Origin of the sequence: Pseudomonas spartinae (assembly GCF_965197125.1) — a bacterium.
Classification (GTDB): Bacteria; Pseudomonadota; Gammaproteobacteria; order Pseudomonadales; family Pseudomonadaceae; genus Aquipseudomonas; species Aquipseudomonas composti_A.
This window is the reverse complement of the sequence record NZ_CBDAMB010000001.1, coordinates 817,704-833,557: the sequence shown is the minus strand read 5'-3', so window position 1 is coordinate 833,557 and position 15,854 is coordinate 817,704. Positions and strand designations below refer to the sequence as shown.

The 15,854-nt window shown below is 64.3% G+C and carries 13 protein-coding genes and 1 pseudogene; 7 read left to right on the top strand and 7 right to left on the bottom strand.

From position 1 onward, the window contains the following. Positions 1 to 129: 129 nt before the first annotated feature. The 4 genes and pseudogenes from ACN8M7_RS03805 to yccS all read right to left on the bottom strand — a co-directional run. A pseudogene (locus tag ACN8M7_RS03805) lies at positions 130 to 231 on the bottom strand (DUF2789 family protein); the annotation flags it as partial. Between the two features lie 60 nt (positions 232 to 291). Continuing rightward, positions 292 to 774 carry a GreA/GreB family elongation factor gene (locus ACN8M7_RS03800; protein ID WP_490259813.1) on the bottom strand — a complete coding sequence of 161 codons (483 nt, stop codon included), beginning with the start codon at positions 772 to 774 and terminating at the stop codon, positions 292 to 294. Positions 775 to 818: 44 nt separating this feature from the next. After that, positions 819 to 2,624: a 7TM diverse intracellular signaling domain-containing protein gene (locus ACN8M7_RS03795; protein WP_490259812.1), complete on the bottom strand. Its 1,806-nt coding sequence runs from the start codon at positions 2,622 to 2,624 to the stop codon at positions 819 to 821. 57 nt (positions 2,625 to 2,681) lie between these two features. Next, a complete protein-coding gene (gene yccS / locus ACN8M7_RS03790; RefSeq protein ID WP_490259811.1) occupies positions 2,682 to 4,853 on the bottom strand; it encodes a YccS family putative transporter in 2,172 nt (723 codons plus the stop codon). 279 nt (positions 4,854 to 5,132) lie between these two features. Here yccS and ACN8M7_RS03785 point away from each other — a divergent pair, with 279 nt between their 5' ends. The 6 genes from ACN8M7_RS03785 (at position 5,133) to ald (ending at position 10,552) form a co-directional block, all read left to right on the top strand. After that, positions 5,133 to 6,515, top strand: a complete 1,383-nt coding sequence (locus ACN8M7_RS03785) for an NfeD family protein (protein ID WP_490259834.1) — start codon at positions 5,133 to 5,135, stop codon at positions 6,513 to 6,515. Further along, the gene (locus ACN8M7_RS03780; protein WP_490259810.1) at positions 6,515 to 7,276 is read left to right on the top strand and encodes a slipin family protein; all 762 of its coding nucleotides are present in this window, start codon (positions 6,515 to 6,517) and stop codon (positions 7,274 to 7,276) included. The genes ACN8M7_RS03785 and ACN8M7_RS03780 overlap by 1 nt, the downstream gene beginning before the upstream one ends. A gap of 88 nt (positions 7,277 to 7,364) precedes the next feature. Then, positions 7,365 to 7,904, top strand: coding sequence for a TetR/AcrR family transcriptional regulator (locus ACN8M7_RS03775; protein ID WP_490259809.1), 540 nt, complete (start codon positions 7,365 to 7,367; stop codon positions 7,902 to 7,904). Between the two features lie 52 nt (positions 7,905 to 7,956). Then, the gene (locus ACN8M7_RS03770; protein ID WP_490259808.1) at positions 7,957 to 8,658 is read left to right on the top strand and encodes a glutathione S-transferase family protein; all 702 of its coding nucleotides are present in this window, start codon (positions 7,957 to 7,959) and stop codon (positions 8,656 to 8,658) included. Next, positions 8,655 to 9,338 carry a glutathione S-transferase N-terminal domain-containing protein gene (locus ACN8M7_RS03765; RefSeq protein WP_061238500.1) on the top strand — a complete coding sequence of 228 codons (684 nt, stop codon included), beginning with the start codon at positions 8,655 to 8,657 and terminating at the stop codon, positions 9,336 to 9,338. The genes ACN8M7_RS03770 and ACN8M7_RS03765 overlap by 4 nt, the downstream gene beginning before the upstream one ends. A 92-nt stretch (positions 9,339 to 9,430) precedes the next feature. Then, positions 9,431 to 10,552 carry an alanine dehydrogenase gene (gene ald / locus ACN8M7_RS03760; protein ID WP_490259807.1) on the top strand — a complete coding sequence of 374 codons (1,122 nt, stop codon included), beginning with the start codon at positions 9,431 to 9,433 and terminating at the stop codon, positions 10,550 to 10,552. A gap of 9 nt (positions 10,553 to 10,561) precedes the next feature. Here ald and ACN8M7_RS03755 read toward each other — a convergent pair whose 3' ends face one another. After that, positions 10,562 to 12,370 carry an SLC13 family permease gene (locus ACN8M7_RS03755; protein ID WP_061238498.1) on the bottom strand — a complete coding sequence of 603 codons (1,809 nt, stop codon included), beginning with the start codon at positions 12,368 to 12,370 and terminating at the stop codon, positions 10,562 to 10,564. A gap of 110 nt (positions 12,371 to 12,480) precedes the next feature. Then, positions 12,481 to 13,665 (bottom strand): BaiN/RdsA family NAD(P)/FAD-dependent oxidoreductase, encoded by a 1,185-nt coding sequence (locus ACN8M7_RS03750; RefSeq protein WP_061238497.1) that lies wholly within the window; start codon positions 13,663 to 13,665, stop codon positions 12,481 to 12,483. Between the two features lie 206 nt (positions 13,666 to 13,871). On the opposite strand from ACN8M7_RS03750, the gene ACN8M7_RS03745 reads away from it, so the two are divergent. Beyond that, a complete protein-coding gene (locus ACN8M7_RS03745) occupies positions 13,872 to 14,603 on the top strand; it encodes a substrate-binding periplasmic protein (protein WP_061238496.1) in 732 nt (243 codons plus the stop codon). Here the strand turns inward: ACN8M7_RS03745 and ACN8M7_RS03740 are convergent, their stop codons facing one another. Beyond that, positions 14,604 to 15,839 carry a GGDEF domain-containing response regulator gene (locus ACN8M7_RS03740; RefSeq protein WP_061238495.1) on the bottom strand — a complete coding sequence of 412 codons (1,236 nt, stop codon included), beginning with the start codon at positions 15,837 to 15,839 and terminating at the stop codon, positions 14,604 to 14,606. Positions 15,840 to 15,854 lie beyond the last annotated feature (15 nt).

The window sequence follows — 15,854 nt, the reverse complement described above, 5'->3', positions numbered from 1 at the left end:
GGCTCGACCTCGCGGGGTAAGACGGGCATGTTTATGCAGGTTCATCCGGGGCTCCTGGAAGGCTGTGTTGGTCGCGCTTCCAGAATTCCGGGAATGCCCCGGATGAACAACCTACTGAGAGATCACAGCTAGCGGCGAGTGGCGCTTGATGAAGGTTTCGATGCTGGCGTGGTCATCGGCCAGGCCGAGTTGCTTGAACAGTGCGGGCAGGTCGTGAACGGGCGATTCCATGGGGCGCTCCCGGCTTGGGGTGTATAGATGTTTACCAACCATAGCCCGGATAGTTCCCGCTCACTCGACGCTGAGTACCTCGAACGACTGCGCGCCACCGGCCATCGGCAGGCTGATTTCATCGCCCGGGCCCTTGCCTAGCAAGGCGCGGCCCAGGGGCGCGGCGCTGCCGAGTACCTGAATCGTTTGCTCCGCCTGCTGCAACTTCATGCTCGCGCCTTGCGGGCCGAGGAACAGCCAGCGCGACTGGTCCTGTGCATCGATCACCTGAACCAGTGCACCCAGTTCGATGCCCTGGGCCTCGTCGAACGGCCGTGGACGCAACTGGCGCCAGGTGATCAGGGTTTGACGCAGCTCCTCGACGCGGCGCGCCTGGCCGCTGGCCAGATAGGCGGCTTCCAGCCCCAGGGTGTCGTACTTGTTCTCGGCGACGTTCTCTTCATGGGTGGCCGTTTCGTGTGCGCTGAGGGCGGCGAGAGTGGCCTGTTCGAGGTCGGCCTGCAGATGGGCGAGCACGTCTTGCAGCAGCAGATTCTTGTCCATGGTGCGCTATCGGGTTCGAGGTGAGAGAGAGGCCGTGGCCCTCTTCAAAGACAATGGGGCGCCAACTGCACGCGGTTGCGACCTTCGGCCTTGGCCCGGTACATGGCCACGTCGGCCAGGCGAATCAGCGTGGTGGCGTCATCGGTGCCGCGACTCAGAGCGATACCGATGCTGGCGCCGACGCGCACGGCACGATCTTCCAGATAGATCGGCGTGTCCAGCCCTTCCAGCAGGCGCTTGGCCAGGTCCTGGGCGTCTTCGGCCGATTGCACGTTCTCGCAGATCACCACGAATTCGTCGCCGCCGAGGCGCGCCGGCAGGTCGGCATCACGGATGTACTGGCGCAGGCGTCTGGCGATTTCCGCCAGTACCTGGTCGCCAAAGCCGTGGCCGTGCTGGTCGTTGATCGGCTTGAAGCCGTCCAGGTCGATCAGCATCACCGCGATCAGCTCGTTGCGTCGTTGGCTACGCGCCAGAGCCTGATCCAGATGCTGCTGCAGGGCGGTGCGATTGGCCAGGCCAGTCAGCGGGTCCTGTAGCGCCAGTTCACTGAGGCGCTGGTTGGCCTGCTCCAGTGCCAGGGTGCGCTCGGTGACGCGCTTGGCAAGGACCTGTTCATTGAGTTGCAGCGCCGCTTCGCGCTGGCGTTTGAGTTCGTTGAAGCGTGCCGCCAGGGCGAAGGACAGCAGGATCATCTCCAGCGCCGAGCCGATCTGCATGGCGTACAGGGTAAGGAAGTTCGACGGAATCAGGGCGAAGTTGCGCAGCGCCAGCAGCACCGCGCCGGTCAGCAGCATCAGCCAGGCCAGGGCGAACAGGCGCGCGCCGGGCACCCGATAGCCGACGCAGACGAAGCTGGTGAGCAGCAGGGTCAGGGTGGCGATCAGGCCGGTCAGCGACATCAGCTGCAGTGCGCGCTGTACCGGCAGCAGTACGGTGCCCAGCAAGGCCGCAGCGATCGCGATGCACAGCATCAGCAGGCCCTTGTCCCAGCGCGGCAGCCATTGTCGGGTATCGAGGAAGCTGCGGGCGAACACCACCGAGAGAAGCGCCGCCGAGGTCAGGCTGACTGGCAGCATGCGGTTGCTCCAGGGCGCGGCCTCGGACCACAGGTACTGCGCGCCAAAACCGTTGAGCGACAGCACGCTGAGGGCGAAGGCAAACATGAACAGCACATAGTTGAGGAAGGGCCGTTCGCGCAGGGCGAGGAACAGCAGCAGGTTGTACAGGCCAAGGGCGACCAGTACGCCGAAGTAGAGGGCGTGCACCAGATAGCCGTTCTGGCTGTGTTGTTCGAAATCGCGTGAAGGCATCAGCGCACCGCTGAGGGTCATGCTGCCGCGTGAGTCGACGCGCAGGTACAGCGTGCGTTGCTCGCCAGGTTGCAGGGTGATTTCGAATACCGGGTTGCGATGGCCGACGCTGCGTTCGGCGTAGGGCACGGTGTCGCCGCTGCGTGACTCGCGCACGCCATCGGCGCCGGTGTCGTAGAGGCGCACTTCGTCGAGCGAGGCGTAGTTCAGCTCCAGGCGCCAGACGCGTTTTTCCTGGGCATCCGACTGCAGCGGCAGACGCAGCCAGATCGCGCCTGGCACGTAGCCGAAGCTGAGGTCGCGGCGCGTCAGCGAGGAGTGAAACGGGGCGTCGCCCGCGCGGACATTATCCAGGGTCAGGGTGCCTTGCGGGTCGGCGAGGAAATCGACCAGACCATAGAGGTCCTGCGGCGTGCTGTTGTCGTCCAGCTGGGTATTGGCGAGTGCCGATTGGCCGGTCAGCAGCAGGCAGCACACCAGCAGCAAGCCCGGCAATACGGCCAGGTAGGCGAGGGTGGTGTGTCGGTTGGCTGGCATGGGCAAGGCCTGGTGAATAGGCATCGCCAGATAGTGGCAGAAAGCCCCGTTAGCCTGCTAGTGGCGATCTTTCTGCAGATGTACGGCCAGTGTGCGCAATGGCGCGAGCTGGCGACAGATCAGCGCCAACTGCGTCTGCACCAGCCGCTGGCGCTCGTCGACGTCCTCGGCGATCAGTTCCAGGCTCTGCGCCAGTGCTTCTTCCTCGTCGCTGTGAATGGCCAGCGGTTGTTCGCCGCGCAGGCCAGTGGCGATTTCGTCGAGGCTTCTGGCCAGTGCCTCGGCCTGTTCCAGCAGGTGCGCCTGAGCGGCCTGCGGCAGTTGTTCGCCACGGTGCGCGCCCAGTCCGGAGAGGTAGCTGAGCAGGGTGTGCGAGAGCACCAGGAAACGGAAGCCGAGGTCGGCGTCCTTACGGAAGTGTCCGGGCTCCATCAGCATGTTGCCGAGGGTGGTGGACAGCGCCGCATCGGCGTTGTGCGCATTGCGCCGGGCCAGGCGATAGCCGAGGTCGTCACGCTTGCCGCGCGCATATTGGGCGATGATCTGGCGCAGGTAGGCGCTGTTGCAGCTCAGTGTGCTCGCCAGCATGCGGCCCAGGCGCCGGCCCTGCCAGTCCGGCAGGATCAGGAATACCGCCAGCCCGGCCAGCACACCGCCGATCAGGGTGTCGATCAGCCTTGGCAGGAACAGACCGTAGCCGTTGCCGATCTGGTTGAAGCAGAACAGCACCAGCAGGGTGATTGCCGCCGTGGCCAGGGTGTAGCGCGTGCTGCGCGTGGCGAAGAAGGCGACCCCGGCGACCACGGCGAACAGGGCCTGGATACGCGGGTCGGGGAACAGATCGAACAACGCCCAGCCGATACCCAGACCAAGCAGGGTGCCGGCGATACGCTGCACCAGCTTCAGGCGCGTGGCGCCGTAGTTCGGTTGGCAGACGAACAGGGTGGTCAGCAGGATCCAGTAGCCCTGGGTCGGGTGAATCAGGTGCAGCAGGCCGTAGCCGGCGGCCAGGGCGATGGACAGGCGCAGGGCATGGCGAAACAGCAGCGAGGTGGGGGTCAGCTGCTGGCCGATACGTTCGACCACCTCGCGCAATGAATGCGGTTCGCGATCGAGCAGGCTGCTGTCCTGTTCATCGGCCAGGGCATCGGGGTTGCTGGCGTTACCCAGCAGCAGGTCCAGGCTGGCCAGGTTGCCAGCCAGCGCGCCGAGCGAGCGCAGCAGACGGCGCCAGGCCGGATTGCTCTGCAGGTGCAGATGGTCGAGCGAGGCGTGCAGGTCTTCCAGGGCCTGGCTGCACAGCTCGCGGTATTCGAATGGCTGGCGCAGCTCGATGGCGCTGCCCAGGCGCTGGCAGGCTTCGCCGTGCAGGCGCAGCAGACGCTGGCAGCGGAACAGCACGTCGCTGTGGAAGAAGGCTTCGGCCAGCTCGTTGTAGGGGTAGTGCGACGAGCTGGCGCGCTCGTGAATGTCCTGGGCGAGGAAATACAGCTTCAGGTAGCGATTGACCTTGGGCCCGGGGCGCCCGCCGCCAACGCGATGCAGGATGATCTCCTTGGCCGCGTTCAGCGCGGAGACCACCCGCCCGTTCTGCTGGGCGAGGTCCAGACGGCGTTGCTCGATATCCAGTTGGCGCACGGGCTCGAACAAGGCCGCCTTGAGCTTGAGGTACTTGCCCAGCTCGCGAAACAGCCGGGCCAGGCTCTGTTGCACTGGCTGATGGGCGAACAGGCCGTGCCAGATCACCGACAGCAGGCCGTACCAGGCGGCACCGGCCACCAGCAACAGGGGTTCCAGCCACAGGCCGGCGACACCGCCGCGCTGTTCGACGCCGATCATGCTGTACACGGCGAGGATCAGCGTGCCCGAACCGAGGGTGGCGAAGCGCTCGCCCAGGGAGCCGAGCATGGTCAGGGAAAAAGCGGAAAGCGCCAGGGCAATGACGAACAGCCAGGGATAGGGGAAGAGAAACTCCACCGCATAGGCCGCCGCGCTGAAGCACAGCAGGGTGACCAGCACGGTACCCAGGCGGCCCTGCCAGCTGTCGTCGGTTTCGGTCAGGGCGCAGGCGATGATGCCGAGAAACAGCGGAATCAGCCCATGCATCCAGCCTTGCCACCAGCACAGCGCCAGGGCGCCAGTCAGGGCGATGAGCACTCGCAGGCTGGCGCTGAATTTATCCAGTGCCCAGAGGCGGCGTAGCGATTGGCGAAGACGAGGGCGCGGCATACGAAATCTGATCTGGAGCGATGCGTGCAGCCTACCGGAACTGACCAGTCACTGGGTATCTGTCTGCCGACAATCTGTTCGGCCTGGCACCTTTCGCGATTGCGTCGTCCGTATCGCGGATAGATATGCTCCTGCGGCGAGCAACTGTTGGTGCACCCGTACATCCCCTGTAGCACATGCGCCGGCCGCGTCGCGGGCCACGCTGGGAGATGGACTATGCTCAACACAGGCCCTCCGCCACCTGCTCGGTATTGCTGCGGGGCCTGGGAGTCGAACGTGTTGCCTGGCTGGTTGCGTCAGTGTCTGTGTGCTCTGATCCTCTGCGGTTCGGTGGGGGCGAGTGCGGCGCCGGGCGCGGTGGTGCGCTTGCAGGTGGATGGGGTGATCGGCCCGGCCAGCGCCGACTACCTGGTGCGCGGTCTGGCCAAGGCGGTGGACGAGGGTGCGCAGCTGGTGCTGATCGAGATCGACACCCCCGGCGGCCTGGATAGCTCCATGCGCGCGATCATCAAGGCGATTTTAGCCAGCCCCATCCCGGTGGCCAGTTACGTCGCCCCAGGCGGTGCACGGGCTGCCAGCGCCGGCACCTACATCCTCTATGCCAGCCATGTCGCCGCCATGGCGCCAGGGACCAACCTTGGCGCCGCCACGCCGGTGGCCATCGGTATGTCTGGCTCGCCGAGCAAGCCGGAGGGCGATGGCAAGGGCGACACGGACAAGCCCGCGCAAGGCGCAAAGGGCTCGGGCGATGCCATGACCGCCAAGCAGGTCAACGATGCAGCCGCATACATCCGCGGTCTGGCCAACATGCGCGGGCGCAATGCCGAGTGGGCCGAACGGGCGGTGCGCGAGGCCGTCAGCCTGTCCGCCGAGGAGGCGCTGGAGCAGAAGGTTATCGACTATCTGGCCAAGGACCAGGGCGACCTGCTGCGCCAGCTGGACGGCAAGACCCTGCAAGCTGCAGGCGTCGAAGTCACCCTGGCTACCGCCGGTGCGCCGCTGATCAGCCATGCGCCGGACTGGCGTACCCGGTTGCTGGCGGTGATCACCAACCCCAGCGTGGCGCTGATTCTGATGATGATCGGTGTCTACGGCCTGTTTTTCGAGTTCTCCAATCCCGGTAGCGGCGTCGGCGGGGTGATCGGTGGCATCAGTCTGGTGCTCGCGCTCTACGCCCTGCAGCTGCTACCGGTGAACTATGCGGGGGTGGCGTTGATCCTGCTCGGTATTGCCTTCATCACCGCCGAGGCCTTCTTGCCCAGCTTCGGCGTGCTCGGCATCGGCGGGGTGGTGGCGTTCGTCTTCGGTGGGCTGATCCTGATCGATACCGACGTGCCGGGCTTCGGCATCCCGCTGGCGCTGATCTTCACCCTGGCGCTGATCAGCGCGGCGGCGATCCTGGCCATCGTCAGCATGGCGCTCCGGGCCAGGCAGCGTCAGCAAGTGGCCGGTGGCAGCGGTCTGGTAGGCAGCCTGGTGGCGGTCGCTGCGGTGCGTGACGACGATCCGCGCGCTGGTTGGGTGGCGCTGCAGGGCGAACGCTGGCAGGTGCATAGCGCCTCGCCGTTACGGCCCGGGCAACAGGTACGAGTCACGGCGCGCGAAGGCGTGCATCTGCAGGTCAGCGCGGTGGATGACCCACCGCCCCAAGGAGGTCACTGATGGGTTTCGAATTGAGTTTTCTTTCACTGGCGATCATCGTCCTGGTGCTGCTCGTCTCATCGTTTCGCATCCTGCGCGAATATGAACGTGGCGTGGTGTTCCAGCTCGGCCGCTTCTGGCGGGTCAAGGGCCCGGGGCTGATCCTGATCATCCCTGGATTGCAGCAGATGGTGCGGGTGGACCTGCGTACCATCGTGCTCGACGTACCACCGCAGGACGTGATCTCCCGCGACAACGTCTCGGTCAAGGTCAACGCGGTGCTCTACTTCCGCGTGCTCGATCCAGAGAACGCCATCATCCAGGTCGAGGACTACATGGTCGCCACCAGTCAGCTGGCGCAGACCACATTGCGTGCGGTGCTCGGCAAGCATGACCTCGATCAGATGCTCGCCGAGCGCGAACAGCTCAATTCCGACATCCAGCAGGTGCTGGACGCGCAGACCGACGCCTGGGGCATCAAGGTCGCCAACGTCGAGATCAAGCATGTCGACATCAACGAGTCGATGGTGCGCGCCATCGCCCGTCAGGCCGAGGCTGAACGTGAGCGGCGCGCCAAGGTAATTCACGCCGAAGGCGAGCTGCAGGCCTCGGAAAAGCTGATGCAGGCCGCCGAGATACTTGGCCGGCAGAGCGGCGCCATGCAGTTGCGTTACATGCAGACGCTGAGCCATATCGCCAGTGACAAGAGCTCGACCATCGTCTTTCCGTTGCCGGTGGAGTTGTTGCGCGGCATCGTCGATCTGAAGGAGCCCAAGACTTGAATTTAGAACTGATCGGTTCTAAATTTCGCGCATGACGACACGTGGACGACCCAAAAGCTTCTGCCCCGAGCGAGCCCTGGAAAGCGCCATGCAACTGTTCTGGCAGCGCGGTTACGAAGCCGCGTCGCTACAGGACCTGCAGGCGGTAACCGGGCTGTCGAAGAGCAGTCTCTATCAAACCTACCCGAGCAAGCAGGCGTGGTTCGCTGCGGCCTTCAGCCTTTACGTGGCGCAGCGTCGCGCCCTGTTGCGGGAGCAGTTGCAGGCAAGCACCTCGCCGCTCGCCTTCATCCGTGAGCGCCTGCTCAGCGTGCTCGAAGACGATGGTCCTGACGGCGTGCCACGCGGCTGCATGCTGGTCAACGTGGCCAATGAATTCTCCCTGTCGGAACCGGCGCTGGTGCCGGTACTGCAGCAAGCGACGGCGGGTATCTGCCAGATTTTCGAGCAGGCACTGCAACGTGCCGTGGCCTGCGGGGAGCTGAGCAACGGCGAGAACCTCGCGGCCCGCGCCGGTTATCTGCAATGCGTGATGAGCGGCCTGCGTACTCAGGTCAAGTCGGCGGTGCCGGCGGATTCGATTCGCGCCACCGTTGCAGTGGTGATGGCCAGTCTGGATTGCGTTTGAGCGGTTTTTTGTTCGACTAATTTTGGACTGATTGGTTTTTAAAGGAGGTGATATGCGGGAATTGTTCGAGTTGTGTGGCGCCGATCCAGAGCTGCTGTTCTCGCCCTACTGCTGGCGCGTGCGTCTGGCCCTGGCGCACAAGGGGCTGGACTGGCAGAGCCGGCCGATACGCTTCACCGACAAGGAGCTGATCGCCTTTTCCGGGCAGAAGCTGGTGCCGGTGCTGACCGATGATGGCGAGGCGGTGCATGACAGCCTGGCGATCTTCGCCTACCTGGACCAGCGTTATCCGCAGCAGCCCTTGCTCGGCGATGCCCTGGCCAGCGAGCGCGCGCGTCTGGTGGAACGCCTGAGCTTTAACATGGTGCGCGTGCCCTTGCTGAAGATGCTCATCCCGCGCGTGTGGCAGGTGATCGATCCGGCCGACCGCGAGTATTTCCGCAGCAGCCGGGAGAAGGCGCTGGGCATGAGCCTGGAGGCGTTCGCCGATCCGCAGGGCGGTGAGCGGCTGTTCCGTGAAGGCGTAGCGCCGCTGGAAATGTGGCTGCGTGATCAGCCTTTCCTCGAAGGTCAGGCGCCTGGCGGTTGTGACTACCTGCTGGCCGGCATGCTGTTCTGGGCCTGGTGCCTGGGCGTGCAGCCCTGGGCCGACGACTCGGCGCTGGGTGCCTGGTTCGCGCGCATCCTGCAGGCTTATGAAACGACCCACGGCCCGGTCAAGCGGGCCTCTATCCATGTGGAGCAGAGCAAATGATCGACCTGTACTACTGGACCACACCCAACGGCCACAAGGTCAGCATCTTTCTCGAAGAGGCCGGGCTCGACTACCGCATCGTGCCGGTGCATATCGGCAAGGGCGAGCAGTTCGCGCCGGAGTTTCTCAAGATCGCGCCGAACAACCGCATTCCGGCCATCGTCGATCACGCGCCGGCCGATGGCGGCGAGCCCATCGCGTTGTTCGAGTCCGGGGCGATTCTCGAATACCTGGCCGACAAGAGCGGGCAGTTCCTGTCGCGCGAGACGCGTGCGCGTTTCGGCGTGCTGCAGTGGCTGTACTGGCAGATGGGCGGCGTCGGACCGATGGCGGGGCAGAACCATCACTTCGTGCGTTATGCGCCGGAGCCGATTCCCTATGCCATCGACCGTTACGTGAAGGAAACCGCGCGCCTGTACGCTGTGCTCGACCGCCAACTGGCCGGGCGCGATTACGTGGCGGGTGAGTACTCCATCGCCGACATGGCCATCTACCCCTGGGCCAAGCTGTGGAAGACGCAGCAGCAGAAGCTGGAGGACTTTCCCAACATGGCCGCCTGGCTCGAACGTATCGATGCGCGCCCGGCGGTGCAGCGTGCTTATGCGTTGGTGGAGCAGGTGAACGCCGACCCACAGGCGCTGCTTAGCGCCGAGGCGCGGCGCCTGCTGTTCGGGCAGTGACGGACGGGCGAAATTTCTCGCGGATTTTCCGGTGAGCTGGCTCACGCTTTCCTAGACTTCAGACTGTTGGCCCGCAATGGTTGGAGATGGTCATGCGAATCGGCGTACCCAAGGAAATCAAGAACCACGAGTACCGCGTCGGTCTCACGCCGCAGTCGGTGGCTGAGCTGACTGCGCTCGGTCATGAGGTGTGGATCGAAACCCAGGCTGGCGCCGCCATCGGTTTCGCCGACGAGGATTATCTCGAGGCCGGCGCGCAGATCGCCAAGGACTCGGCGCAGGTGTTCCAGCAGGGGCAGTTGATCGTCAAGGTCAAGGAACCGCTGGCGGTGGAGCGCGCCAGGTTGCGAGCTCACCACACGCTGTTCACCTATCTGCACCTGGCTCCGGATCGTGCGCAGACCGACGAGCTGATGGCCGGCGGTGCCACCTGTATCGCCTATGAGACGGTGACCGACGCCCAGGGCCGCCTGCCGCTGTTGGCGCCGATGTCGGAAGTGGCCGGGCGCATGTCGATCCAGGCTGGTGCCAACTGCCTGGAGAAGGCTCGCGGCGGGCGTGGCGTATTGCTGGGTGGTGTGCCAGGTGTGGCGCCGGGCAAGGTGGTGATTCTCGGCGGTGGGGTGGTTGGCAGTCATGCCCTGGCCATGGCGGTCGGGCTGGGCGCGAATGTCACGGTACTCGACCGCAGCGTCGATGCGTTGCGCCGGCTCGATGCCCAGTATGGCAATCGCATCACCACGCTCTACTCCACTCGCGCGGCGGTACGCGAACAGGTGCTGGACGCCGATCTGGTGATTGGTGGGGTGCTGATTCCCGGCGCCGCAGCGCCGAAGCTGATCACCGCGGACATGGTGCGGCAAATGAAGGCGGGCGCGGTGCTGGTGGATGTCGCCATCGATCAGGGCGGCTGCGCCGAAACCTCACATGCGACCACCCATGCCGACCCCATCTATGTGGTCGACGATGTGGTGCACTACTGCGTGGCCAACATGCCCGGCGCGGTGGCGCGAACCTCGACACTGGCGCTGAACAACGCCACGCTGCCGTTCGTCGTGGCGCTGGCGCAGAAAGGTACGCGGCGAGCGCTGGAGGACGATCCGCATCTGCTCGCCGGCCTCAACGTTGCCCGCGGGGTGATTACCTGTGGCAGCGTCGCCGAGGCGCATGGACTCAAGTTTCAGTCACCTGCCAGCGTGCTCGAGCAGCTGTAGGCTGGTGGCCTACAAGGGCCAGACCCACAGCAGCAGGGGGACGCTGAGGCAGACCACGAGAATCTCCAGCGGCAAACCCAGGCGCCAGTAATCGCCGAAATTAAAGCCGCCTGGGCTGAGAATCAGGGTGTTGTTCTGGTGACCGATGGGCGTCAGGAACGAGCACGAGGCGCCGATGGCCACGGCCATGAGCAGGGCATCCGGGCTCACGCCGAGCTGACTGGCGGCGCTCAGGGCAATCGGGCACATCACCGCTGCGGTCGCGGCGTTGTTCATGAAATCCGACAGGGTCATGGTCACCACCAGCAGCAGGGTGACGATGATGATCGGGTTGCCTTGCGCCAGTTGCTCCATCAGCAGCCGCGCCAGCAGATCGGCCGCGCCGCTGGTGGACATCGCCCCCGCTACCGGAATCAGTGCGCCGAGCAGCACGATCACCGGCCAGTCGATGGCTTCGTAGACGGCTCGCAGCGGTACCAGGCGCAGCAGCATGTAGGCCAGCACCCCGCAGGCGAAGGCAATCGCTGCCGAGAGCAAGCCGAAGGCCGCTGCAGCGATGGCCAGCAACATGATGACGAGGGCCAGGTTGGCCTGGCTCGAATCCGGGATATTGATCGCCCGCGCCGCCAGGGGCACGCAGCCATAGTCGTTGGCGAATTCGCCGATGTCTTCACTGCTGCCCTGCAGCAACAGGACGTCACCGCTTTGCATCGTGGTCGAGCGCAGGCGCTTTATCGAGCGGTGGCTCTGTCGCGAAATGGCCAGCAGGTTGATGGAGTAACGGCTGCGTAAGCGTGTGCTGCTGGCCGAGCGTCCGATCAGCGATGAGTCGGGTTTGACCAGCAGCTCCTGCATGGCGCGTTCGTCGCCGTTGCTTTCCTTGTTCTCCGTGTCGCTCGGTTCTTCTTTGTGCTGTTCCTCTTGCGCCTCGCGCTCGGCCTCCAGCAGCAGGTCCAGCTTGCTGAGCACCTCGCCCAGCTCTTCCGGGTCGGCTTCGATCACCAGCACATCGTCGGCCTGCAGCACGCGCCGTGGGTTGGGCGCCGTCAGACGCAGCTTGTTGCGCACCATGGCGACAACCTGGGCGTCGGCTTCATCGAGCAGTTGCTCGATCTCGCGCAGCGTCTTGCCCTGGGCCATGCCGCCTTCCTTGATTCGCGCCTCGGTCAGGTAATGGCCGGTGTCGAAACTGGCGGCGTTGCCGACTTCGCGCTTCGGTACCAGACGCCAGCCGAGCAGGCTGATGAACAGCACGCCTGCCAGGGCCACGGCCACGCCCACCGGGCTGAAGTCGAACATGGCGAAGGGACCGGCGCCTTGTTGCGCACGGAAGCTGGAGACGATCAGGTTCGGCGGTGTGCCGATCAGCGTGGTCATACCGCCGAGAATGGTGCCGAAGGCCAGTGGCATCAGCAGGCGCCCGGGTGGCAGTTCCAGGCGTGAGGCGATCTGCAGGGCGATCGGCATCAGCAGCGCCAGGGCGCCGACATTGTTCATGAAGGCCGACAGCAGGGCGCCGAGCGCGGTCAGTGCGGCGATCGAGACCATCACCCCGGCGCCGCTGGGCAACAGGCGCAACGCCAGCCGATTGACCGCTCCGGTGCGTTGCAGGCCATGGCTGAGCACCAGCACGCAAGCCACGGTGATGACCGCCGGATGACCGAAGCCGACGAAGGCTTCGCGCTCCGGCACCAGGCCGACGATCACGCAGGCCAGCAGCGCAGCCAGCGCCACCACGTCGTGACGCCAGCGGCCCCAGATGAACAGGCCCATGCTGGCGAGGAGAATGACGAATATCTGGCCTTGTTCGAGTGTCATGAAGCGGCGCCGTCCTTGAAATTGCAGCTTTGCATCTGCTGTTCATAGCAGAGTCTGCGCCGCGTCGGCAGTTCCCGGCGCGCCATCAATGGAGGCGCAACGTCGTGCCTTCAGACGTACTGTGCGGCGGCGTAACCCGAGGCCCAGGCCCACTGGAAGTTGAAACCGCCCAGATGGCCGGTGACGTCGAGCACTTCGCCGATGAAATACAGGCCCGGCACCTTCAGCGACTCCAGCGTCTTCGATGACACTTCGTCGGTGTTCACCCCGCCCAGGGTCACTTCGGCGGTGCGGTAGCCCTCGGTGCCCGCCGGCACCAATTGCCAGTCGGACAGGCGTTCGGCAATCGCCTTGAGTTCACCGGGCGTATATTGCTTGAGCGGTTTGTTGGCGAACCAGCTATCGACCAGCAGGGTCGCCATCTTCTTGGTGAACAGCTCGGCCAACAGGGTCTTCAGTTCGCTGTTGCCGCGCTCGCGCTGCTGCGTCGCCAGCCACTCGGGCAGGTCGATGTGCGGCAGCAGGTCGATGTGCAGGGTATCGCCCGCTTGCCAGTAGGACGAAATCTGCAGGATCGCCGGCCCGGACAGCCCACGGTGAGTGAAGAGGATGTTCTCGACGAAACTTTGGCCGTTGCAACTCACCCGGCAGTCCTCCACCGAGGTACCGGAAAGCTCGCTGCACAATGTCTTGAGCTGCGGGTCGGTAAGGGTGAAGGGCACCAGCCCGGCGCGTGTCGGCAGCAGTTCGTGGCCGAACTGCTTGGCCACCTGATAGCCAAAACCGGTGGCGCCCAGGGTCGGGATCGACAGCCCTCCGGTGGCGATCACCAGGGACTGGCAGCGTATCTCGCCGAGGTCGCTTTGCAGCAGGAAACCGTCTTCGCTCTTGGCTATGTTCTGCACGGCCGTATTCAGGCGAATCTGCGCGCCGGCTTCGGCGCATTCGGCCAGCAGCAGTTCGAGGATGTCACTGGACTTGTTGTCGCAGAACAGCTGACCAAGCTTCTTTTCGTGGTAGGGCACGCCATGTTTGGCCACCAGGCCGATGAAGTCCCACTGAGTGAAGCGCGCCAGGGCGGACTTGCAGAAGTGCGGGTTGCCGGACAGGAAGTTGCCCGGCTCGCAGTACAGGTTGGTGAAGTTGCAGCGCCCGCCGCCGGACATGAGGATTTTCTTGCCGGCCTTGTTGGCGTGGTCCAACATCAATACGCGGCGACCACGGGCGGCTGCGCTGGCTGCACACATCAGGCCGGCGGCCCCTGCGCCGATGATCAGTACGTCGGTTTGCAACACGAGATGCCCTCAGGTGAATCGGCTGACGCAGCCAGCGCTGCGTGAAACCGCTGAAGTTTACCCGAAGCCGCTCTGCACCGCGGTCCTGACCTGCGCGTTGTCGGCGGGGCAGGCGCACCTGGCGGGCTGTTTCAGATATGAGACAGTGACGCATGGCGTTGTGCCTGCTATCAATAGAGCTGATCATTTCGGATGGATCGCCACCAATGACCGCTTTGCGTGCCTGGCTATTGCTTTTGCTACTGTCGCCGGCACTGGCTTCGGCTGAGCTGTTGCGACTGGTGGCAGACCCCTGGCCGCCATTCAATGATCAGCGGCTGCCCGGCAAAGGGCTTTCCACCGACCTGGTGGAGCAGGCTCTGGCCCGCGCCGGCTACACCACCAGTTATGTAGAGGTGCCCTGGGAGCGCGCGGTGCTGGGGCTCAAGCGCAAGGATTACGACGTCCTGATCAACGCCTGGTACAGCGATGAGCGTGCCGAGTATGGTTATTTCTCCCAGCCTTATCTGGTCAATCGCATCCGCTTCATGCAGCGCAAGGGCAGCGATATCCACTTCGAGACCCTGGCCGATCTCTACTCGCACAGCATTGCGGTGGTCAGGGGCTATGCCTATTCCAAGGAATTCGACAGTGATCCGCAGTTGCTCAAGGTTGGCGTTGGCAGCTTCGAGATCGCCGCGCGCATGTTGCATGCCGGGCGCGTGCAGTTGGCGCTGGAGGACGAAGTGGTCGCGCGCTACATGCTTGGCAACACGCTGAGCAGCATTCGCGACGAGCTGGAGTTTCTGCCGCTGCCGTTGAGCGAGAACGGTCTGCATATCCTGGTCCGGCGCAGCCATCCCCATCATCGCGAGATCGCCATGCGCTTCGATGCCGCGATTCAGGCGATGAGCGACGATGGCAGCTATGCCGCGACGCTGCAGCGGCACACGCACTGATCAGGCCAGGACAGTGCGCGCGCGGCCTTGCTGCTTGGCCTGGTACAGGCGAATGTCGGCTTCATGCAGCAGGCTTTCCAGATCTTCCGGCTCACCCTGATAGAGCCCGGCGCTGAACGATAAGGCCGGGGCACCGACGGCGTAGTGCAGCTCGGCGCATTGCCGGCGCAACTTGTCCAGTATCTGAACCACGTGCTGCGCTGGGTGCAGGGTCAGCAGGGCGAACTCCTCGCCGCCCAGGCGGCCCAGCAGCATGTCGGGAAAGGCATTGCTCATCGCCCGTGCGAACACCACCAGGGCACTGTCGCCGCTGGCATGGCCGAAACCGTCGTTGATGTGCTTGAAGTGGTCGAGGTCGAGCATCGCCACGCTGACCTCGCGGTTCTCGCGCTGCGCTTTCTGCAGCATCTGCGCGCCCTGTTCATAGAAGGCACGGCGATTGTTCAGGCCGGTCAGGGCATCGAACTGCGCGGCCTTCTTCAACGCACGCAGCAGATCGCGTCGCTCCAGGGTGGACATCACCCGGCAGTTCAGCTCTTCCGGGCAGAAGGGCTTGCGCAGGAAGTCGTCGGCGCCGTGCTTGATGAACTGCGCACTGAGCGAACCCTTGGGGTCGGCAGACACGCCGATGATGATCAGGTCATTGAGACGCAGCTTCTGCCGCAGCAGCTTGACCAGTTCGAAGCCGCTGACGCCGGGCATGGCATGGTCGAGCACCATCAGGTCGAGGTCCGGGTGATCATTGAGCCGGCGCAGGGTTTCCTTGCCGTCGCTGGCCTCGATGATCTGGTAGTGGTGCGGCTCGAGAATGTGGCGAATGAAGCGGCGCTGCGCGCTAGAGTCGTCGGCGATGAGAATCTTGATGTGGCTGTTGTGGTCGAGCCGGTGCAGCAGGCGGAAGGCGTACTCGTAGGAGTGTTGGCTTTCCTTGAGCACGTAGTCGACCACGCCTTTCATCAACAGCTCGTCACGGCGCTGCTCGTTGTAGCTGCCACTGAGCACGATGCAGGGCAGGTGGTAGCGCATCACCAGGTCGACGCTCTCGCCGTCTGGTGCGTCTGGCAGGTTCAGGTCGACGATGGCGGCGAAGAACAGCGCCGCCGAAGTTTCCAGCATCACCTCGGCTTCTGCCAGCGAGGCACAGAAGATCGGTTCCAGATCGGTTTCCTGACGGAACAGATGTTCGAGGATTTTCAGTACCAGTGGACTGTCTTCAATGACCAGAATATTGCGCATGGGTAACCCCGGCCC

What these genes read in the sequence shown, in the direction of transcription:
- ACN8M7_RS03800 (WP_490259813.1), bottom strand. Translation starts at nt 774, where the DNA reads ATGGACAAGAATCTGCTGCTGCAAGACGTGCTCGCCCATCTGCAGGCC.
- ACN8M7_RS03795 (WP_490259812.1), bottom strand. Translation starts at nt 2,624, where the DNA reads ATGCCAGCCAACCGACACACCACCCTCGCCTACCTGGCCGTATTGCCG.
- yccS (WP_490259811.1), bottom strand. Translation starts at nt 4,853, where the DNA reads ATGCCGCGCCCTCGTCTTCGCCAATCGCTACGCCGCCTCTGGGCACTG.
- ACN8M7_RS03780 (WP_490259810.1), top strand. Translation starts at nt 6,515, where the DNA reads ATGGGTTTCGAATTGAGTTTTCTTTCACTGGCGATCATCGTCCTGGTG.
- ACN8M7_RS03775 (WP_490259809.1), top strand. Translation starts at nt 7,365, where the DNA reads ATGCAACTGTTCTGGCAGCGCGGTTACGAAGCCGCGTCGCTACAGGAC.
- ACN8M7_RS03770 (WP_490259808.1), top strand. Translation starts at nt 7,957, where the DNA reads ATGCGGGAATTGTTCGAGTTGTGTGGCGCCGATCCAGAGCTGCTGTTC.
- ACN8M7_RS03765 (WP_061238500.1), top strand. Translation starts at nt 8,655, where the DNA reads ATGATCGACCTGTACTACTGGACCACACCCAACGGCCACAAGGTCAGC.
- ald (WP_490259807.1), top strand. Translation starts at nt 9,431, where the DNA reads ATGCGAATCGGCGTACCCAAGGAAATCAAGAACCACGAGTACCGCGTC.
- ACN8M7_RS03755 (WP_061238498.1), bottom strand. Translation starts at nt 12,370, where the DNA reads ATGACACTCGAACAAGGCCAGATATTCGTCATTCTCCTCGCCAGCATG.
- ACN8M7_RS03745 (WP_061238496.1), top strand. Translation starts at nt 13,872, where the DNA reads ATGACCGCTTTGCGTGCCTGGCTATTGCTTTTGCTACTGTCGCCGGCA.
- ACN8M7_RS03740 (WP_061238495.1), bottom strand. Translation starts at nt 15,839, where the DNA reads ATGCGCAATATTCTGGTCATTGAAGACAGTCCACTGGTACTGAAAATC.